Below are 17,526 nucleotides of genomic sequence, written 5' to 3'. Positions count from 1 at the left end.
TTAATTTTCCCGCAGCCAGACCAGGCTGGTGGTGCGTTGCGGATCCGTTTTTCGATTGACGAGCGCCACGGCATCGAGGGCGGCACGGTCCAGCCGCACGCGGATGACGGTAAGGAAGTAGCGGCTCTTCACGTCAAGCTCGACACCCTCAATCAGTGCAGCATTAATATTATTCTGGAAATTTAACTTATCGACAAACTTTTTACGCGGATTGCTCAAGGTCAGGGCACTGGCCTCGGACAAGGACATCATCGTCACGGCCGCCAGCACCTCGGCCGGCGCCGTATTCACGTTCACGGGCGTGAGCTCCGGCAGGACGATGACGAAGTCGCGCAGCTTCTCGATGGCCTGCGGCGTATAGCCGGGCACGGCCAGCAAATCCTCGACCTGCGTGAACGCCACCGGTTCGCTGCCGCCGCCCGTGGCGGGCTTGGCGGCGGGCGTCTTGCCGTCGGCGCCGCTGTCGGCGGTGCGTGGTTTCGGCCGCGCGCGCAGCACGGCATCTGCCGTCGCCTGCGCCAGGGAACTATCGAGCTGCAAGTTAGCCAGCAAGCGCTGGTACGCCTGCACGTTGGGCTGGCTGACGATGCCCGTCGCGGTGGCCAGGTTGGTGATATTGAAACGCGCCTGCGCATCGAGCGCGCGGCCCGAGACGGTGGCGTCGAATTTCTCCGTGTCGACCTTTTCGCGGTCCACGTAATCGTCGAGCCGCGCTTCCTCGATGGGTGTGGCCCAGACGCCATCGAGCGCCGTCAGCATGGGATTGTCCTGGCGCAGCCAGAAGCGGGCGAAGTCGACCATGCCGCGCATGGCCCACTGCGTCTGCAGGCGCAGGCGCTGGTTTTCCATCGAGCGCACCTGCACCTGTTGCTGCCAGAACAGGCTGGCGACGACGGTGATGGCCAGCGCCGTCAGCAGCAAGGCCGTGATGACGGCCACGCCACGCTGGCGCGCGGGGCGAATAAACGGCTTCATCCCGGTCCCAATAAAAAGACTTTGGACAGGCCCGCATCCTGGCCCGGCATCTGCAAGGTCACTTCCAGACCCGGCACTTGCGTGGAAATGGTGGCGCCCGCCGTCAGCACGTTCCAGGCGCCATTGTTCCAGCCGCGCATGACCATGCTGTCGACGCCGCGCATCAGGGTCACGTCGGCGCTGGAGGTATCGGTATCGTCGCGCGCCGCCTGCCACAGGGTGTCGAGCACGGCCAGGTCGCGCGTGCCGTTCGACTCGCGCCGCGTCAGCACGCCGCCGCGCAGGCGGTAAGTGACCACTTGCAACTGCTGCGGCTCCTGTTCCGACGCGGCCAGGCGCACCAAGGTCAGGCGGTCGGTCTCGGCCGTCAGGTTGGTGCGGCCATTCAGCAGATTGTTGTTCTGGCCGGCGCCGGCCAGGTGGTCGCAATCGCTTTGCATCTGGGCAAACGCCAGCTGCATGCCGCGCGCCTGCTCAAGCTGGCTGGTCAGCACTTCGCGCGAGCGCATGATGCTGTCCAGGCCGCGCCAGCCCAGCACGGCGACCATGGCCAGGATGCCGATCGCCACGAGCAGCTCGATCAGCGTGAAACCGTCAGCAGGAACAGGGCGGCGCGCCATCAGTCGTTAAAGGAAAGCAAGACCAGGCGCACGATGCGCCGGGCCGGGTATTGCACGTCATATACGTTGACGCGCACCTGGCGGATGCGGGGATTCGGCGTGGCCACCACTTCTTCCTCGCAGATGAGTTTTAAGTCGCCCTGCGGGCAGTCGACCGTGCGCTTGCCCGTCTGCGGGAACGTCTTCGCCAGGCGCAAGCGCACCAGGTGGTTTTCCGCCGACCAGGTGGCCATCATGGCGCTGCGCAAGCCGTCGCTGTTCTGCGTCAGGCTGCCGACGGCGCGCAGCGAGGCACCCAGGGCCGTGCCGACGATGACGAGGGCGACCAGTACTTCCAGCAAGGTGAAGCCGCGCTGGCGGCGAAACGAGCGCCGCATCATTGCTCGACCGTGAAGTGGCCGATGCCGTCGGCGCGGATGGCCACGCTGCGCTCGCCGCTGGCCAGGGTCAGCACGAAAGGCTTGTCGACCGGTTCGCGGCCGAAGATGATGCGCAGCGGCTGGGCCACGCTATTCGATGGCTGCACGCTGAGCAGCATGGGGGTATTCGCAAACGCGCGCTCGCGCAGCAAATCGTCCTGCGTCACGGGTTGCCACAGCTTTTCATTGAGGACCAGGAAACGGTATTGATTTTCGTCCGCCTCGAACGCCACCTGCCGGCTGCGCACGATGGCTTCATCGCGCGCCAGCTGCAGCAGCAGGGCGATGCGCTCGGCTTCCTTTTGCAGCGCCTGCTGGCCATTCGGCATCGCGTTCAGCGACACCAGGCCCAGGGTGACGCCGATGATGACCATCACCACCAGCAACTCGATCAGCGTGAAGCCGCTGGCGCGTGGCCGGGGCAGTGCGCGACCGGTGGTCATGGCAGGCATGCAATGGAAAACTTACAGTTCCCAGGAACCGATATCGGCATCGTCCCCGCTACCGCCAGGCTGGCCGTCGGCGCCCAGCGAGATCAGGTCAACTTCGCCCTTCACGCCCGGCGACAGGTACTGGTATGGATTGCCCCATGGATCTTTCGGCATCTTTTCCAGATAGCCGCCCGCTTTCCAGCCATTCGCGGCCGGTCCCGTGGTCGGTTTTTCGATCAGCGCCTGCAAGCCCTGCTCGGTGGTCGGGTAGCGCTGGTTATCCAGACGGTACAGTTTCAGGGCTTGCATCACGGTGGCGATGTCGACTTTCGCCGCCGCCACTTTCGACTCGCCCGTGCGGGCGATCAGCTTGGGCACCACCAGCGAGGCGAGAATGCCCATGATCACCACCACGACCATGATTTCGATCAAAGTGAAGCCGCGCGCGCGGCGCTGGCGTATCGGATGGTTTGCTGCGTTTTGCATATGAAAGAGAGAAGAAGGTGAGTAATGAGAGCAGAGTATAAAGCGGAAATATGACAAAGCCTGTCATATGGGGAAAAATTTGTGCGGCGGCCGTCAGGCGGGCAAGACCACTTCGCCGCAAACGGCGCAGCCGGGGTCGCGCGCGACGCGCATGCTGCTCCATTCCATGTGCAAGCCGTCGAGCAGCAGCAGGCGTCCGGCCAGCGATTCGCCCACGCCCATGATCAGTTTCAAGGCCTCGGCCGCCTGCATGGCGCCCACCACGCCCACCAGCGGCGCGAACACGCCCATGGTCGAGCACGCCTCGTCCGTGAACTGCTGCTCCTGCGGAAACAGGCAGGAATAACAGGGTTGCGTGCCCGTGCGCGGGTCGAACACGCTCACTTGCCCGTCGAAACGGATCACGGCGCCCGACACCAGCGGCACCTTGTGCGCCACGCAGGCGCGGTTGACGGCGTGGCGCGTGGCGAAGTTGTCGGTACAGTCGAGCACCACCGTGCTGGAGCAGACCAGTTCGGCCAGGCGCGCGCCGTCCAGACGCTCCTGCAAGGCGATGATGGCTATCTCGGGATTGATGCCGGTCAAGGTTTCGCGCGCCGACAGCACTTTCGGCTGGCCCACGCGGGCCGTCGTGTGGGCGATCTGGCGCTGCAGATTGGTCAGGTCGACCGTATCGTCATCGACCAGGGTCAACTTGCCGACGCCGCTGGCGGCCAGGTACATGGCCGCCGGCGAGCCGAGCCCGCCCGCGCCGATCACCAGCACATGCGCGTCGAGCAAGGCTTGCTGGCCTTCGATGCCGATCTCGTCTAACAGGATGTGGCGCGAATAGCGCAGCAGTTGGGCGTCGTTCATGGCGGCGACTACGGTTTGCGCACGGGAATCTTCTTGTCGTCCGCCTTGATGTCGGAAGCGATTTCCGGCTTGGCGCCGATCTTCTCCACCTTCGGGTCCACCTTGGCCAGCTGCACCGGCAAGCCCTGGAAGTGGTTCAGGGCTTGTTGCAGCTGGAAATCATCCTTGGCGCCGTATTCGAGCGGCTTGCGCTTTTTCGCCGTGGCGATCAGGCGCTGCTCTTCTTCCAATTGATCCTGCATGCCTTCCATGGTCGGCTTGGCCGCTTCCGGCTTGCCATCGTCGCTGCTCAAGTGTTTTTCCAGATCCGCTTCGCGCACGCGCAGGCTGTTCCAGCCGTCGCCTTCGGCCGTTTCATCGACCAGCAGGTCGGGCACGATGCCGCGCGCCTGGATGGCGCGGCCTTTCGGCGTGTAGTAGCGGGCCGTCGTCAGCTTGACGGCCGTGTCGGCCGTGATCTGGCGCAAGGTTTGCACGGAACCCTTGCCGAACGTCTGCGTGCCGATGACGGTGGCGCGCTGGTAATCCTGCAAGGCGCCGGCGACGATTTCCGAGGCGGACGCGGAACCGGCATTGACCAGCACCACCAGCGGCACGGTTTTCAGCGCGGCCGGCAGCTTGGCCAGCGGGTCGGCCTTGGCGCCCGGCGGCGCATAGAATTCGCGGCGGCCATAAAACACCTGTTTCGACTCGGGCAACTGGCCCTTGGTCGAGACGATCACGGAATTCCCCGGAAGAAATGCCGTCGCCACGCCGATCGCACCCGGCACGACGCCGCCGGGATCGTTGCGCAAGTCCAGCACCAGGCCCTTGAGCTTGGGGTCTTGCGCATACAGCGCGTTGATCTTTTTGACCATGTCATCGACGGTCGGTTCCTGGAACTGGGCGATGCGCAGCCAGGCATAGCCGGGCGCGACCATCTTGGCCTTCACGCTCTGCACACGGATTTCCTCGCGCACGATGGGGAAGACCAGCGGCTTGCTTTCACCCTTGCGCGACATGGTCAGCACCAGCTTGCTGCCCGGCTGGCCGCGCATCTTCTTGATGACTTCTTCCAGCTGCATGCCCTTCAGCGGCAGATTGTCGAGGCGGGTGATGAAATCGCCCGCCTGGATGCCGGCCTTGGCGGCGGGGCTGTCTTCGATGGGCGAGACGACTTTCACGTAGCCGTCTTCCATGCTCACTTCGATGCCGATGCCGACAAACTTGCCCTGCACGCTTTCGCGCATTTCCTTGAAGGCATTCTTATCGAGATAGACGGAATGCGGGTCCAGCGAGGACACCATGCCGGAAATGGCTTCCGTCAAGAGTTTCTTGTCTTCCACCTTCTCGACGTAATCGGTCTTGATCAGGCCGAAAACGTCGGACAGCTGGCGCAGCTCGTCGAGCGGCAGCGGGGCATTCGTGATTTTCTGCGCCACGGCCGGGAACTGCAGCGACATGCCGATGCCGGCCAGTACGCCCAGACCGATCAGGCCGATACTTTTGACTTTGATACCCATGTATTCTTCGCAATCTACAATTTTGCTGCCGCAGCAATGGTGGGAACTTAAAACTTCACCCAGGTGGCGGGGTCGAAGGCGCGGCCCTGATGACGCAATTCAAAGTATAGCCCTGATTCCTCGTTGCCGCCGCTGTTGCCCGCGCTGGCAATGGCGTCGCCGCCCTTGACGGCATCGCCCACGCGTTTCAGCAAGGATTGGTTATTGCCATAAATACTCATGTACTGGCCGCCATGGTCGACGATGATCAAATTGCCGAAACCGCGCAGCCAGTCGGAAAACACGACGCGGCCGCCGGCGATGGCGTGGATTTCGCTGCCTTCGCCCGTGCGGATGAACACGCCCTTCCAGCTGGGGCCGTCACCGCGCTTGCTGCCGAAGCGGGCGGCGATCTTGCCCGCCACGGGCGCGCGCAGCTGCCCTTTCATGCTGGCAAACGCGCCGGCCGGCGCGGCCGGGCCCAGGCTTGGGCGTTCCGGCTCCGGTTCCGGCTTCGGTTCGGGCTTGGGTGCCACCTTGGCCACTTGCGGCGGCTCGTCGTCGTCGATCGGTTCCAGCTTCACGGGCGGCGGTGGCGGCGTCTGCGGCTTGATCTTGCCCGATTTGTTTTGTTGCTCTTTCGCAAGGCGTTCGCGCTCGGCCTGCGCCTGGGCGGCCTTGGCGCGCGCGGCCAGCAGGCGTTCGCGCTTTTCCGCCGCGATCCTGGCATCAGCGGCGGCCTTGGCGGCGGCGCGCTGCTCGGCCAGCAATTGCTGGCGTTTCTTTTCGGCCGCGGCGGCGGCGGCCTGCTCTTCGATCAGTTTCGCCAGCTTGTCGACCAGGTTGCCCATGCGCTGTTCGTCGCGCTCGACATTGCCCACTTCCTTGCGCTGCGCCACCAGGCGCTGCGACAAGCTCGTCAGCAAGGCGGCACGGCGCGCCTTCTCCTGCACCAGCAAGGCCTTCTGGTCGCGCTCTTCCTGCGCGATTTCTTCCAGCTCATCCTTGGCGTTTTGCACGTCCGCCTGGTTTTTCTCCACGGCCAGCAAGTTGGCACGCAAGGCATCGAGCAGACGCGCCTGCGCCTGCGACACATACGCCATCAGTTGCAAGTCGCGGTTGATGCGGTTCGGGTTATCGCCCGACAAGAGCAGCTTGATGCGGTCTTCGTTGCCGGCGACATATTGTTCACGCAGCAACTTTGACAGCTGCGTCTTTTGTTTCTCGACGGTGGCCGTCAGCTGCTGGTGCTCCTGCCCCAGCGCCGTCAGCTTCACGCCCGTCTCGCTTTGTTCCTGCGCCAGGTCGCGCAAGGCGCGGTTGGCGTTGGAAATGGCCTCTTCCGACTCGGCCAGGGTATCGGCCGCGTCATCCTTGGCGCTTTCCGTGCGGCTGATGTCGCGCTTGAGCGCCGTCAGCTTTTGTTGCAATCCAGCACGTTGTGCTTCCGCGGCCGCTTTCTGCTTGCTGCGTTCGGTGGGCTTGGCACCCTGTGCGGCACCGCTCGAGAAGAGCAGCGCTGCGCACAGCATGGCGCCGGCGCGCCACGCCGGCAGGGGTCGTTCAGCAGAGGGGGCGATCGCTGTGCCGCGGAAGAAAGACAACAAGTTACTTGGCCTTCCCTTGGTTCGCCACGGCAGCTTGCGCTGCCGCAATCGCTGCCGGGTCGCCCAGGTAGTAATGACGGATCGGTTTCAGGTCGGCATCCAGTTCATACACGAGCGGCTGGCCGTTCGGGATGTTCAGGCCGACGATGTCGCTGTCGCTGATGCCATCGAGCATCTTGATCAGCGCGCGCAGGCTGTTGCCGTGGGCCGAAATGATGATTTTCTTGCCGGCGCGGATGGCCGGGGCGATTTCCTCATCCCAGGCCGGCATCACGCGCGCCACGGTGTCTTTCAGGCATTCGGTCAGCGGGATAGCCGCTTTCGGCAAGCCGGCATAGCGCGGGTCGTTGTACGAGGCACGGTCGTCGTTCGCTTCCAGCGGCGGCGGCGGCGTGTCGTAGCTGCGGCGCCACACCAGTACTTGCTCGTCGCCATACTTGGCAGCTGTCTCGCCCTTGTCCAGGCCTTGCAGGGCGCCGTAGTGACGCTCGTTCAAGCGCCAGTCGTTCTTGATCGGCAAATACATCATGTCCATCTCGTCGAGCGCCAGCCACAGGGTGCGGATGGCGCGCTTCAGGACGGAAGTGTAGGCCACGTCGAACGTAAAACCTTCCTGCTTGAGGATCTGGCCGGCGGCCTTGGCTTCGTTGACGCCCTTTTCCGTCAGATCGATGTCGGTCCAGCCGGTAAAGCGGTTATCGAGGTTCCAGGTGGACTCGCCGTGACGCATGAAAACGATTTTGTACATAGTTCTATCTTCTCAAGGGGTTCAAATCAAAAAAGCAAAACGTAAAAAGACCTCGTCCAGCTTCTATTTTATAATGCGCGGATTGACTTAAACCATTGGACCCTACGTGAAATTCATTATCGACCACATTTTTCTGTTTGCCATCGTCATTATTTCCGGCGGCGCCCTCCTCTGGCCACTGCTGTCGATGCGCGGCAAGCGCGCGACCGTGCTGGAAGTCACGCAACTGATCAACCGTGGCAAGACCATCATCGTCGACGTGCGCAGCGCGGAAGAATTCGCCACAGGCCACTTGCCTGACGCAAAAAATATTCCGCTGCCGGAACTGGCAAAACGCCTGGGCGAGCTGGAAAAATTCAAAACGCGCCCCATTGTAGTGGTTTGCCAGAAAGGTTCGCGTTCGGCAACCGCCGTCGGCCTGCTGGGCAAAGCCGGTTTCGCTGAGGCAACAAGCCTGGAAGGCGGCCTCGACGAATGGAAAAAGCAGGGTTTGCCATTGAAAACCCTGTCGCTGGCGAAGTAAGCCGGCATTTAACTAGAAGGAATCATCATGACCGTCCCCGTAATTGTGTATAGCACCGCCGTGTGCCCGTATTGCGTGCGCGCCGAGCGCCTGTTGGAAGCCAAGGGCGTCGCCGTGCAAAAGATCCGCGTCGACCTCGACCCGGAAGAGCGCATCAAGATGATGGAACGCACGGGCCGCCGCACGGTGCCGCAAATCTATGTGGGCGACACCCACGTGGGCGGATTCGACGATTTGTATGCGCTCGATCAAGCTGGCAAGCTCGACCCCTTGTTAAATGGCACGGCAGCCTGATATAAAGCGGGTTCGAGAAATTGCTTGGTTTTTTGTCGTATTGTTTTGATACAATTGCCCTCGCACCTGATCTGGCCGCGCCTATCCGGCGCGGTTTGAATACCGCAAGCACCATATTTGAACGGTGTGCCGTTCTTGTCCTTTACAACGAAAGCGTTCCATGTCTGACGAAAACCTGCAACCAGTCTTCCAAATCCAACGCGTCTACCTGAAAGACATGTCGCTGGAACAACCAAATTCCCCAGCTATTTTCCTGGAACAAGAAGCGCCAGCGATCGAAGTAGCTCTGGACGTGGGCGCTGCACCTCTGGCCGACGGCATCTTCGAAGCCACCGTGACCATCACCGTCACCGCCAAAGTCGGCGATAAAGTCGCTTTCCTGGTCGAAGGCAAGCAAGCCGGTATCTTCGAAGCACGCAATATTCCTGCCGATCAACTCGATCCGCTGCTGGGAATCGGCTGCCCGAACATCATCTACCCTTACCTGCGCGCCAACATCGCCGACGTGATCACCCGTGCCGGCTTCCCGCCAGTGCACTTGGCCGAGATCAACTTCGAAGTGTTCTACCAACAACGTCTGCAAGCTATTGCTGACGCCGCTGCAGCAGCACCAGCAGCCAGCGAAACGCACTAAGCTCTTGCAAGACCCCGCCGGCCGTCAAGGCTGGCCTGACACGGCGGCCTGGCCGCCGTGTTTCGTTAAGGTTCAAAATATCATGTTGAAAAGTGCGCTCTTGAGCAAGTTCCGCTGGATGGCCGGCGCCGTACTGTTGCTGGCGACCGCCGCCAGCCACGCCGTCGATTTCAAGACGGTGGGAGCCAACCCCGTGATCCTGTATGACGCGCCGTCCAGCAAGGGCGGCAAGCTGTACGTGGCGCCGCGCGGCATGCCGCTGGAAGTCGTGCTCAGCTACGGCGACTGGGTCAAGGTGCGCGACGCCAGCGGCGAAATGGCCTGGACGGAAGCCAAGGGCTTGTCCGCCAAGCGCAACGTCGTGGCGCGCGCCGCGAACCTCAAGGTACGCGCCAGCCCCGACGACACCGCCTCCGCCATCATCCTCGTCGACAAGGGCGTGCTGCTGGAAATGAGCGAGCAACCGAGCTCCGGCTGGGTCAAGGTGCGCCACAAGGATGGCCAGAGCGGCTACGTCAAGACCAGCGAAGTGTGGGGCCTGTAAGGCCCGCCCTGCGCACCGGGCGACCGGCCCGGGCGCCGCACCCGTTTCTTCCGCCCCACTGAGGTTGCATGCAAGTTTCTACAGATACATCTCCCGCCGCCAAGGCCCTGCCCCGCAAGATCACCATCCTCGGCGCCGGCGCCTGGGGCACGGCCGTGGCCATGGCCCTGGCCGGCCGCCACGACGTGCTGCTGTGGGGCCGCAACGGCGAGGCCATGTCCGCCATGGCCGCCAGCGGCGAAAACAGTTATTTACCGGGCTTCCCTTTGCCGCCGCAACTGCGCATCAGCGCCGATTTCGACGCCGCCGTCGCGCATGCCGACGGCGAACATGGCCTCTTGATCGCCGCCTGCCCCGTGGCGGGCTTGCGGCCCATGCTGCATCAGCTGAAAGACAAGGCCATCGGCAGCCTGGTGTGGCTATGCAAGGGGTTTGAAGGCGGCACGGGCTTGCTGCCGCACCAGATCGTGCAGGAAGTGCTGGGCGACAATATCCCCGGCGGCGCCCTGTCCGGTCCCTCGTTCGCGCAGGAAGTGGCGCGCGGCTTGCCATGCGCGCTGACCATCGCCTCGCACAGCGCCACCTTGCGCGGCGCCGTCGTCTCGGCCTTGCACGGCGGCACCATCCGCGTGTATGCGAGCGAAGACCTGGTAGGCGTGGAAGTGGGCGGCGCCGTCAAGAACGTGCTGGCGATTGCCACGGGCGTGGCCGACGGCCTGGGCCTGGGTTTGAATGCGCGCGCCGCGCTGATCACGCGTGGGCTGGCGGAAATCACGCGCCTGGGCACGGCCCTGGGTGGTCAGGCGGAAACGTTCATGGGCTTGACGGGCATAGGCGACTTGATTCTCACCTGCACGGGCGACCTGTCGCGCAACCGCCGGGTCGGCCTGGGCCTGGCGCAAGGCAAAGCCCTCGATACCATCGTGGCCGAACTCGGTCACGTGGCCGAAGGCGTGCCGTGCGCCAAGGCCGTACGCGAACTGGCGCGCCGCATGGGCGTCGACATGCCGATCACAAATGCGGTGGCCGGCGTGCTGTTCGATGGCGATTTGCCGCACGTGATGGTGCAGCAGTTGCTGTCGCGCGATCCGCGCGCCGAGGCGGCCTGAGAATAAACCGGGCGCGCCTAGCGCCCCGCCTTGTGCATGAGTATGGTCAGCAATAATAGACTGTCTTCACGCGCTTCCAGCGCGTGCGCCTGGCCGCCGAGCAGGTACAGCATCTGCCCCGGCCCCAGCAGGTGCTCCCCGCCATGCGCCGTCACCGCCACCTGCCCTTGCAGGCAAAGCAAGGTGATTTCACCGAGGACATGATGCTCGGGCATGGTCTTGCCCTTGGGCATGCACATGCGGATCAATTCCAGTTCGTCCGTCCTGGCCAGCGCGATGGCGGAAAACTGCGACAGGTCGTCGCCATCCCTGCGCAGCACCTCGATCACCTGTCCTGAACTTGCGTGCTCCAGTGCCATCATGTGCTCCTTCAGCAATTACTCGGTGACTTCCTCCGGCTCTTTCGCGCCGCGCATCCACTCGACCAGCGGCCACGCATCCTTCAAGCCTTCCGCCAGGGTCGGCAGCAGTTTCTCGGGTTCATTGACGGGCAGCGGCACTTCGGTCCAGACAAAAAAGCTCTTCAGCTTGATGAATTCGATATGTTCGGCATCCGCCTCAAAGCCCTTGGGCGGGCGCTGCAGCTTGCCCTCGTTCTGGATCGTGCCGAAACGGGCCTTCAAACGCTTATTTTTCAGCACTTTGGAAAAACCTGGCGCGTCGTTGACCATGTGCTCGCGCAGCGCCTTCAGGCGGCCCGGCGGCGGCATGTATTCGCCGGCGCCGAACAGCAGATTGCCCTGTCCATCGATCTGCAGATAATACGTGGGACCGCCCGCCTTGCTGGGACGGCGCATGTCGTTCGGCGCGATGGCGGCCGAAAAGCGCGTTTTATACGGGCTCTTGTCGTGCGCGAAACGCACGTCGCGGTTAATGCGGAACAAGGCCTTCTTCGGATTGCAGTATTTCACGGCCGGATCGAACTTGCCCAGCTCGCCGATCAGCGACGTCACCAGCGCAAGGAATTCCTCGCGCAGGATGTCGTAGCGGGGCTTGTTCATGACAAACCAAGGACGGTTGTTGTTGTCGCTCAGTTCACGTAAAAATTGGGTCAAATCACGCACATGCATGTGTCAAATTCCGATCAGCAACTATTTGGAAAGCTCTTTCGGGATAGGGCGCTTGCCCACCATCACGTCGAGTGCCGCTTCGCGATTCTTGCGCAGCACCGTCATTTTAGCTTTTTCGCCGGGCGGCAGTTGGGCGATCAGGTTGAGCATTTCCGTCGTGTCGCCGACAGGCTTGCCTTGCACCGTCAGCAGGATGTCGCCGGGCACGATGCCCGCCTTGTCGGCCGGGCCGTTGCGCACCACGCCGGCGATGATGGCGCCGCTGGTGCGCTGCAGGTTGAAGCTTTGCGCCAGCTCGGGCGTGATGTCCTGCGTTTCCACGCCGATCCAGCCGCGCACCACGTGGCCATCCTTGATGATGGCTTCCATCACCGTCTTGGCCGTCGAGACGGGAATGGCGAAGCCGATGCCGACGGAACCGCCGCTTTGCGAGTAAATCGCCGTATTGATGCCGATCAGATTGCCGCGCGTATCGACCAGGGCGCCGCCCGAGTTGCCGAAGTTAATCGCCGCATCCGTCTGGATGAAGTTTTCAAAGCTGTTGATGTGCAGGTTGTTGCGGCCCAGGGCGGAAATGATGCCCATGGTCACCGTCTGGCCCACGCCGAAGGGGTTGCCGATGGCCAGCACCACGTCGCCCACGCGCGCCAGTTCCGACTGGCCCAGCACGATGACGGGCAGCTTGTCGAGGTTGATCTTGATCACGGCCAGGTCCGTTTCCGGGTCCAGGCCCACCACCTTGGCGGGCGCCTTGCGGCCGTCGGTGAGCACCACTTCGATTTCGTCGGCGCCTTCGACCACGTGGTTGTTGGTCAGCACATAGCCTTCATGGCTGACGATGACGCCCGAGCCGAGGCTGTTTTTCAAGTCCTCGTCATCCTCGCCGTCCGGGTCGCGGTCGCCGAAGAAACGTTTAAAGAAGGGATCGCGCGCCAGCGGATGGGCGCCGCGCTTGGGCACTTGCAGGGTGAGGATGTTGACGACGGCGGGCATGGCGCGCGCCGCCGCGTCGCGGTAGGAGCCGGGCGCCAGGCTGCTCGACGCCGTTTCCACCACGGGCACCGGCTTGGCGGGAGAGCCCAGCTGCTGTACCCGGCTGGCCGGGCGCAGCGCGCCGTACACAAAGTACAGCGCCAACGCGATCGTCACGGTTTGCGCAAACAATAACCAGAATCGTCGCATACAGTTCTCTGCCCAGGTCAGCCGGCCGGTGCCGGAACGGCTTATTTTGCCAGATTGTTGCTGTTGCGTGCGTTCTGCTGCAGGGAGTCGCGGATTTCACGCAGCAGCACGATGTCTTCCGGCGTGGCCGGTGCCGGGGCCGGCGCGACCGGTTCGCTGCGGCGGGCCTTGTTCATCAGGCGCACCATCTGGAAGATGATAAAGGCAAGAATGATGAAGTTGAGCAAAATGGTGAGGAAGTTACCGTAGGCCAGCACGGCGCCCGCTTTTTTCGCCTCCACCAGGGTCATCGTCGTCGCCTGGCCATTCAGGGGCAGATAGTAATTGGCGAAATCGAGGCCGCCGAAAATACGGCCGATAGGCGGCATGATCACGTCTTGCACCAAGGAATCGACAATCTTGCCGAAGGCGCCGCCGATAATGACACCGACCGCCAGATCGACGACGTTGCCTTTCATTGCAAATTCTTTAAATTCCTTCATCATTGCCATGAATTTCTCCTTCGGATAGATATAAAAACATGCCGATCATACTATTGATTCCTGGGGATACCAACTTGTGGTTGCCGGCAGGACCAATTCGTGCACAGCCGCGCGCATCTAGTTCGAAAGAACTAGCCACCTCCTGCAAAAGTATATAAATTATGGTACAAGCAACGTTTTTGTTTGATTCGTTGTTTGCTTCACTTATAATTTGCGGTTGCCAGAAGTGGCTTTTTCACTTCCGGATAATCAACAAGAAACTGGCACGGGCTGCGCCATAGTCCGAAGTTCCGCAGGGATGTTGCCACTTTACCGTACAAAGATGCGGGTTGCGGCAATCAGTGGGATAGAGCTTCGGCGACGGGTTTTTCGCGGCTGCCACTCATAATAAAGATTCGCATTTTGACTGATTGGGGTTTGCATGAGTAACGAAAAGCAGGTCGATTCAGGCCGTCGCGGCTTGCTCGTCGCCACGTGCGCGGCGGGCAGTGTAGTTGGATTGGCAACCGCGGGAGCCTTGGTAAGCACCTTCCAGCCGTCGGAGCGCGCGAAAGCGGCTGGCGCGCCGGTCGAAGTAGACATCACCACCTTGCAACCCGGCGAAATGCGCACCGTCGAATGGCGCGGCAAGCCGGTCTGGATCCTCAAGCGCACGCCGGAAATGGTCGCGTCGCTGAAAAAGACCGACGGCAAAGTCGCCGACGCCAATTCCCAGCGCAACCCCGCCGAATTCACGCCGGAATACTGCATGAACGAATGGCGCTCGATCAAGCCTGAAATTCTCGTCGCCGTCGGCATCTGCACCCATCTGGGCTGCTCCCCTTCCTCGAAATTTGCCCCCGGCCCGCAACCATCGCTGCCCGATGACTGGGAAGGCGGCTTCCTCTGCCCTTGCCACGGCTCCACCTTCGACATGGCAGGCCGCGTGTTCAAGAACAAGCCGGCGCCGGACAACCTGCAAGTGCCGCGCCATATGTACCTGAGCGACACCAAATTGCTGATAGGTAAAGACGAGAAAGGCGAGGCTTGATCATGGCTGCTTTCAAAGAAACGAAATTTCCGGCAGACGCTCCCGCCGCCGAAAAAGCGCTGGGCTGGGTCGATGACCGCTTTCCCCTGACCAAGCTGTGGAATGACCAATGGGGCAAGTACTACGCCCCGAAAAACTTCAATTTCTGGTACATCTTCGGCTCGCTGGCCATGCTGGTGCTGGTCTTGCAGATCGTCACCGGCATCTTCCTGACCATGCACTACAAACCGGATGCGGCCCTGGCCTTCAATTCCGTCGAGTACATCATGCGCGAAGTGCCGTGGGGCTGGCTGGTGCGCTACATGCATTCGACGGGCGCCTCGGCCTTCTTCATCATCGTCTACCTGCACATGACGCGCGGCCTGCTGTACGGTTCGTACCGCAAGCCACGTGAACTGATCTGGCTGTTCGGTTTCGCCATCTTCCTGTGCCTGATGGCCGAAGCGTTCTTCGGCTACCTGCTGCCATGGGGCCAGATGTCGTACTGGGGCGCGCAAGTGATCGTCAACCTGTTCGGCGCCATCCCGTTCATCGGCCCTGACCTGTCGTTGTGGATCCGCGGCGACTACGTGGTGTCCGACGCCACCCTGAACCGCTTCTTCGCCTTCCACGTGATCGCCATCCCGCTGGTACTGCTGGGCTTGGTTGCAGCGCACTTGATCGCCCTGCATGAAGTCGGCTCGAGCAATCCCGACGGCATCGAAGTGAAGGAAAACCTGGGCGCCGATGGCCACCCCGTCGATTCGATCCCTTCGCATCCCTACTACACCGTGCACGACCTGTTCGGCGTCTCGATCTTCCTCGTCATTTTCAGCGCCGTCGTCTTCTTCGCGCCGGAAATGGGCGGTTACTTCCTGGAATACAACAACTTCCTGCCGGGCGACTCGCTGAAAACCCCGCTGCACATCGCGCCAACCTGGTACTTCACGCCGTTCTACTCGGTGCTGCGTGCCACCACGGCCGACTTCATGTACGTGCTGATGGGTGCCGTGGCCGCCTACGTGGTGTTCATCTGGCTCAAGTCGCGCCTGTCGACGACGGTCAAGTCCATCATCGCCGGCATCGCCATCGTCGCCATCATCGGCATGCTGCCGCAGGTGCTCGATGCGAAATTCTGGGGCGTGGTGTTCTTCGGCGGTTCCGTCGTGATCCTGGCCTTCCTGCCATGGCTCGACCATTCGCCCGTGAAATCGATCCGCTACCGTCCGAACTGGCACAAATATGTGTACGCCATCTTCGGCCTGTCGTTCCTGATCCTCGGCTACCTCGGTACCCAGCCGCCAACGGACTTCAGAACCATCGTGTCGCAAGTGTGCACCCTGATTTACTTCAGCTTCTTCCTGCTGATGCCATGGTGGAGTGCCATGGGCAAGTTCAAGACCGTGCCGTCGCGTGTGACGTTTCACCCGCACTAAGCCGCTCTCACGCCACGCTCAAAGGACATACATCATATGAAGATTGCAAAAAAACTGCTCGCCATCCTGGCACTCGTGCCCGCCATGGCTCTCGCCAGCGAAGGCGGCTTTCCGCTGGACAAGGCGCCTGACCGCCAGACCAACATGGCAGCGCTGCAACATGGCGCCAAATTGTTCGTCAATTATTGCTTGAATTGCCACGCCGCCGTGTCGATGCGCTACAACCGCCTGCGCGACCTGGGCTTGACGGAAGACCAGATCAAGCAGAATCTGTTGTTCTCCGGCGATAAAGTCGGCGACTTGATGACGACCAGCCTGGCGCCGCAGGACGCCAAGGCCTTCTTTGGCGTCGTACCGCCGGATTTGTCGGTAATTTCGCGCGCGAAATCATCTTCCGCTGGCACAGGCGGCGACTACCTGTATACTTACCTGCGTACGTTCTATAAAGACGACACTCGTCCGACCGGCTGGAACAATATGGTCGTGCCGAATGTTGCCATGCCGCATGTATTATGGGAATTGCAAGGTGTCCAGACTGCCAAGTTCGTGGAAGAGAACGATCCGCACGAAGCTGGCAAGAAGATCCACAAATTTACCGGCTTCGAGCAGGTCAAGCCAGGTACGTTGAACAAGATCGAGTACGACAATGCGGTAGCCGACCTGGTCGGCTACATGGAGTGGATGGCCGAACCGGCACAGCAGACACGCAAGCGCCTGGGCGTTTGGGTACTGCTGTTCCTGTCGGTCTTTGCTCTGCTGGCATGGCGCCTTAACGCGTCGTTCTGGAAGGAAGTCAAATAAGTGAGGCGCCGGCCTTAGGCCGGTTTATGCCTGTTTCTGCGTTGTCCGCATGAGTGGACAAGCGACCTGGGGTGAGCCGTTCGCGGCTTCACCCCCTTTGTTTCTAAGGAACTATAAAAAATGATGGTTCTCTATTCGGGTACAACCTGCCCATTTTCGCAACGCTGCCGCCTGGTCCTGTTTGAAAAAGGCATGGACTTCGAAGTGCGCGACGTCGACCTGTTCAACAAACCGGAAGACATCTCGACCATGAATCCGTATGGCCAGGTGCCCATCCTGGTCGAGCGCGAACTGATCCTGTATGAATCGAACATCATCAACGAGTACATCGATGAGCGCTTCCCGCATCCGCAGCTGATGCCGGCCGATCCGCTGATGCGTGCCCGCGCGCGCCTGATGCTGTTCAATTTCGAGAAAGAACTGTTCGTGCACGTGCACGTGCTGGAAAGCGAACGCGCCAAGAGCAACGACAAGGCCCACGACAAGGCACGCGCGGAAATCCGCGACCGCCTGACGACCCTGGCGCCGCTGTTCCTGAAAAACAAGTACATGCTGGGCGACGAATTCTCGATGCTCGACGTGGCTGTCGCGCCGCTGCTGTGGCGCCTGGACCACTACGGCATCGAACTGTCGAAGACGGCTGCACCGCTGATGAAATACGCCGAACGCATCTTCTCGCGTCCTGCCTACATCGAAGCACTGACGCCATCCGAAAAAGTCATGCGCCGCTAAAAGATAATCCCGGCAGGCCGCGCCTGCCGGGATATCTGCGTCTTTTGAATTACCGGTGCGCCCGCCTCATGCTGACGGGGGCGCTCCC

22 protein-coding genes are annotated in these 17,526 nt (G+C 61.7%); 9 read left to right on the top strand and 13 right to left on the bottom strand.

Annotated features, from left to right (window positions below):
* The 9 genes from gspK to gpmA form a co-directional block, all read right to left on the bottom strand.
* Complete coding sequence (gene gspK, locus JAB8_RS10690) at positions 1-975, bottom strand: type II secretion system minor pseudopilin GspK (protein WP_070289479.1); 975 nt, start codon at positions 973-975, stop codon at positions 1-3.
* The gene (locus JAB8_RS10685) at positions 972-1,595 is read right to left on the bottom strand and encodes a prepilin-type N-terminal cleavage/methylation domain-containing protein (protein WP_070289478.1); all 624 of its coding nucleotides are present in this window, start codon (positions 1,593-1,595) and stop codon (positions 972-974) included. The genes gspK and JAB8_RS10685 overlap by 4 nt, the downstream gene beginning before the upstream one ends.
* Positions 1,595-1,972 (bottom strand): type II secretion system minor pseudopilin GspI, encoded by a 378-nt coding sequence (gspI, locus tag JAB8_RS10680; RefSeq protein ID WP_070289523.1) that lies wholly within the window; start codon positions 1,970-1,972, stop codon positions 1,595-1,597. The genes JAB8_RS10685 and gspI overlap by 1 nt, the downstream gene beginning before the upstream one ends.
* A complete protein-coding gene (locus tag JAB8_RS10675) occupies positions 1,972-2,466 on the bottom strand; it encodes a GspH/FimT family pseudopilin (RefSeq protein ID WP_046681998.1) in 495 nt (164 codons plus the stop codon). The genes gspI and JAB8_RS10675 overlap by 1 nt, the downstream gene beginning before the upstream one ends.
* A 12-nt stretch (positions 2,467-2,478) precedes the next feature.
* The gene (gspG, locus tag JAB8_RS10670) at positions 2,479-2,931 is read right to left on the bottom strand and encodes a type II secretion system major pseudopilin GspG (RefSeq protein WP_070220887.1); all 453 of its coding nucleotides are present in this window, start codon (positions 2,929-2,931) and stop codon (positions 2,479-2,481) included.
* A gap of 93 nt (positions 2,932-3,024) precedes the next feature.
* Positions 3,025-3,786 carry a molybdopterin-synthase adenylyltransferase MoeB gene (moeB, locus tag JAB8_RS10665; RefSeq protein WP_070289477.1) on the bottom strand — a complete coding sequence of 254 codons (762 nt, stop codon included), beginning with the start codon at positions 3,784-3,786 and terminating at the stop codon, positions 3,025-3,027.
* A gap of 8 nt (positions 3,787-3,794) precedes the next feature.
* Entirely contained in the window at positions 3,795-5,288 is a 1,494-nt protein-coding gene (locus JAB8_RS10660) for a S41 family peptidase (protein ID WP_070220891.1), read from the bottom strand.
* A gap of 47 nt (positions 5,289-5,335) precedes the next feature.
* Positions 5,336-6,799: a peptidoglycan DD-metalloendopeptidase family protein gene (locus JAB8_RS10655; RefSeq protein WP_070289476.1), complete on the bottom strand. Its 1,464-nt coding sequence runs from the start codon at positions 6,797-6,799 to the stop codon at positions 5,336-5,338.
* A gap of 76 nt (positions 6,800-6,875) precedes the next feature.
* Positions 6,876-7,622, bottom strand: a complete 747-nt coding sequence (gene gpmA, locus JAB8_RS10650; protein ID WP_070289475.1) for a 2,3-diphosphoglycerate-dependent phosphoglycerate mutase — start codon at positions 7,620-7,622, stop codon at positions 6,876-6,878.
* A 106-nt stretch (positions 7,623-7,728) separates the two neighbouring features.
* On the opposite strand from gpmA, the gene JAB8_RS10645 reads away from it, so the two are divergent.
* From JAB8_RS10645 to JAB8_RS10625, 5 genes are all read left to right on the top strand, one after another.
* Entirely contained in the window at positions 7,729-8,145 is a 417-nt protein-coding gene (locus JAB8_RS10645; RefSeq protein ID WP_046681994.1) for a rhodanese-like domain-containing protein, read from the top strand.
* 27 nt (positions 8,146-8,172) lie between these two features.
* Positions 8,173-8,439 (top strand): glutaredoxin 3, encoded by a 267-nt coding sequence (gene grxC / locus JAB8_RS10640; protein ID WP_070220900.1) that lies wholly within the window; start codon positions 8,173-8,175, stop codon positions 8,437-8,439.
* A gap of 160 nt (positions 8,440-8,599) precedes the next feature.
* A complete protein-coding gene (gene secB, locus JAB8_RS10635; RefSeq protein ID WP_010394167.1) occupies positions 8,600-9,073 on the top strand; it encodes a protein-export chaperone SecB in 474 nt (157 codons plus the stop codon).
* A gap of 82 nt (positions 9,074-9,155) precedes the next feature.
* Positions 9,156-9,617 (top strand): SH3 domain-containing protein, encoded by a 462-nt coding sequence (locus JAB8_RS10630; RefSeq protein ID WP_070289474.1) that lies wholly within the window; start codon positions 9,156-9,158, stop codon positions 9,615-9,617.
* 68 nt (positions 9,618-9,685) lie between these two features.
* The gene (locus tag JAB8_RS10625; RefSeq protein ID WP_070289473.1) at positions 9,686-10,726 is read left to right on the top strand and encodes an NAD(P)H-dependent glycerol-3-phosphate dehydrogenase; all 1,041 of its coding nucleotides are present in this window, start codon (positions 9,686-9,688) and stop codon (positions 10,724-10,726) included.
* A gap of 17 nt (positions 10,727-10,743) precedes the next feature.
* On the opposite strand, the gene JAB8_RS10620 is transcribed toward JAB8_RS10625, so the two are convergent.
* The 4 genes from JAB8_RS10620 to mscL are packed head-to-tail and all read right to left on the bottom strand — an operon-like array spanning position 10,744 to position 13,469.
* Positions 10,744-11,088, bottom strand: a complete 345-nt coding sequence (locus JAB8_RS10620) for a cupin domain-containing protein (protein ID WP_227742087.1) — start codon at positions 11,086-11,088, stop codon at positions 10,744-10,746.
* 15 nt (positions 11,089-11,103) lie between these two features.
* Complete coding sequence (locus JAB8_RS10615; RefSeq protein ID WP_070289472.1) at positions 11,104-11,796, bottom strand: DUF2461 domain-containing protein; 693 nt, start codon at positions 11,794-11,796, stop codon at positions 11,104-11,106.
* 21 nt (positions 11,797-11,817) lie between these two features.
* Positions 11,818-12,978 (bottom strand): Do family serine endopeptidase, encoded by a 1,161-nt coding sequence (locus JAB8_RS10610; RefSeq protein ID WP_071650259.1) that lies wholly within the window; start codon positions 12,976-12,978, stop codon positions 11,818-11,820.
* 41 nt (positions 12,979-13,019) lie between these two features.
* The gene (mscL, locus tag JAB8_RS10605) at positions 13,020-13,469 is read right to left on the bottom strand and encodes a large conductance mechanosensitive channel protein MscL (RefSeq protein WP_070223752.1); all 450 of its coding nucleotides are present in this window, start codon (positions 13,467-13,469) and stop codon (positions 13,020-13,022) included.
* Between the two features lie 412 nt (positions 13,470-13,881).
* On the opposite strand from mscL, the gene petA reads away from it, so the two are divergent.
* The 4 genes from petA (at position 13,882) to JAB8_RS10585 (ending at position 17,438) form a co-directional block, all read left to right on the top strand.
* On the top strand, positions 13,882-14,490 hold the full coding sequence (gene petA / locus JAB8_RS10600) for a ubiquinol-cytochrome c reductase iron-sulfur subunit (RefSeq protein ID WP_070289471.1): 609 nt from the start codon (positions 13,882-13,884) through the stop codon (positions 14,488-14,490).
* Between the two features lie 2 nt (positions 14,491-14,492).
* The gene (locus tag JAB8_RS10595) at positions 14,493-15,905 is read left to right on the top strand and encodes a cytochrome bc complex cytochrome b subunit (RefSeq protein WP_070223764.1); all 1,413 of its coding nucleotides are present in this window, start codon (positions 14,493-14,495) and stop codon (positions 15,903-15,905) included.
* Positions 15,906-15,941: 36 nt separating this feature from the next.
* Positions 15,942-16,706, top strand: a complete 765-nt coding sequence (locus JAB8_RS10590; RefSeq protein WP_070223750.1) for a cytochrome c1 — start codon at positions 15,942-15,944, stop codon at positions 16,704-16,706.
* 120 nt (positions 16,707-16,826) lie between these two features.
* The gene (locus tag JAB8_RS10585; protein WP_010394154.1) at positions 16,827-17,438 is read left to right on the top strand and encodes a glutathione S-transferase N-terminal domain-containing protein; all 612 of its coding nucleotides are present in this window, start codon (positions 16,827-16,829) and stop codon (positions 17,436-17,438) included.
* The last annotated feature ends 88 nt before the right edge of the window (positions 17,439-17,526 follow it).

It is taken from the genome of Janthinobacterium sp. HH106 (genome assembly GCF_001758725.1).
In the GTDB taxonomy this organism is placed as follows: Bacteria; Pseudomonadota; Gammaproteobacteria; order Burkholderiales; family Burkholderiaceae_D; genus Janthinobacterium.
The sequence above is the reverse complement of the archived record's forward strand: the minus strand, read 5'-3'. Positions and strand labels throughout refer to the sequence as shown.

What these genes read in the sequence shown, in the direction of transcription:
- gspK (WP_070289479.1), bottom strand. Translation starts at nt 975, where the DNA reads ATGAAGCCGTTTATTCGCCCCGCGCGCCAGCGTGGCGTGGCCGTCATC.
- JAB8_RS10685 (WP_070289478.1), bottom strand. Translation starts at nt 1,595, where the DNA reads ATGGCGCGCCGCCCTGTTCCTGCTGACGGTTTCACGCTGATCGAGCTG.
- gspI (WP_070289523.1), bottom strand. Translation starts at nt 1,972, where the DNA reads ATGCGGCGCTCGTTTCGCCGCCAGCGCGGCTTCACCTTGCTGGAAGTA.
- JAB8_RS10675 (WP_046681998.1), bottom strand. Translation starts at nt 2,466, where the DNA reads ATGCCTGCCATGACCACCGGTCGCGCACTGCCCCGGCCACGCGCCAGC.
- gspG (WP_070220887.1), bottom strand. Translation starts at nt 2,931, where the DNA reads ATGCAAAACGCAGCAAACCATCCGATACGCCAGCGCCGCGCGCGCGGC.
- moeB (WP_070289477.1), bottom strand. Translation starts at nt 3,786, where the DNA reads ATGAACGACGCCCAACTGCTGCGCTATTCGCGCCACATCCTGTTAGAC.
- JAB8_RS10660 (WP_070220891.1), bottom strand. Translation starts at nt 5,288, where the DNA reads ATGGGTATCAAAGTCAAAAGTATCGGCCTGATCGGTCTGGGCGTACTG.
- JAB8_RS10655 (WP_070289476.1), bottom strand. Translation starts at nt 6,799, where the DNA reads ATGCTGTGCGCAGCGCTGCTCTTCTCGAGCGGTGCCGCACAGGGTGCC.
- gpmA (WP_070289475.1), bottom strand. Translation starts at nt 7,622, where the DNA reads ATGTACAAAATCGTTTTCATGCGTCACGGCGAGTCCACCTGGAACCTC.
- grxC (WP_070220900.1), top strand. Translation starts at nt 8,173, where the DNA reads ATGACCGTCCCCGTAATTGTGTATAGCACCGCCGTGTGCCCGTATTGC.
- secB (WP_010394167.1), top strand. Translation starts at nt 8,600, where the DNA reads ATGTCTGACGAAAACCTGCAACCAGTCTTCCAAATCCAACGCGTCTAC.
- JAB8_RS10630 (WP_070289474.1), top strand. Translation starts at nt 9,156, where the DNA reads ATGTTGAAAAGTGCGCTCTTGAGCAAGTTCCGCTGGATGGCCGGCGCC.
- JAB8_RS10625 (WP_070289473.1), top strand. Translation starts at nt 9,686, where the DNA reads ATGCAAGTTTCTACAGATACATCTCCCGCCGCCAAGGCCCTGCCCCGC.
- JAB8_RS10620 (WP_227742087.1), bottom strand. Translation starts at nt 11,088, where the DNA reads ATGATGGCACTGGAGCACGCAAGTTCAGGACAGGTGATCGAGGTGCTG.
- JAB8_RS10615 (WP_070289472.1), bottom strand. Translation starts at nt 11,796, where the DNA reads ATGCATGTGCGTGATTTGACCCAATTTTTACGTGAACTGAGCGACAAC.
- JAB8_RS10610 (WP_071650259.1), bottom strand. Translation starts at nt 12,978, where the DNA reads ATGCGACGATTCTGGTTATTGTTTGCGCAAACCGTGACGATCGCGTTG.
- mscL (WP_070223752.1), bottom strand. Translation starts at nt 13,469, where the DNA reads ATGGCAATGATGAAGGAATTTAAAGAATTTGCAATGAAAGGCAACGTC.
- petA (WP_070289471.1), top strand. Translation starts at nt 13,882, where the DNA reads ATGAGTAACGAAAAGCAGGTCGATTCAGGCCGTCGCGGCTTGCTCGTC.
- JAB8_RS10595 (WP_070223764.1), top strand. Translation starts at nt 14,493, where the DNA reads ATGGCTGCTTTCAAAGAAACGAAATTTCCGGCAGACGCTCCCGCCGCC.
- JAB8_RS10590 (WP_070223750.1), top strand. Translation starts at nt 15,942, where the DNA reads ATGAAGATTGCAAAAAAACTGCTCGCCATCCTGGCACTCGTGCCCGCC.
- JAB8_RS10585 (WP_010394154.1), top strand. Translation starts at nt 16,827, where the DNA reads ATGATGGTTCTCTATTCGGGTACAACCTGCCCATTTTCGCAACGCTGC.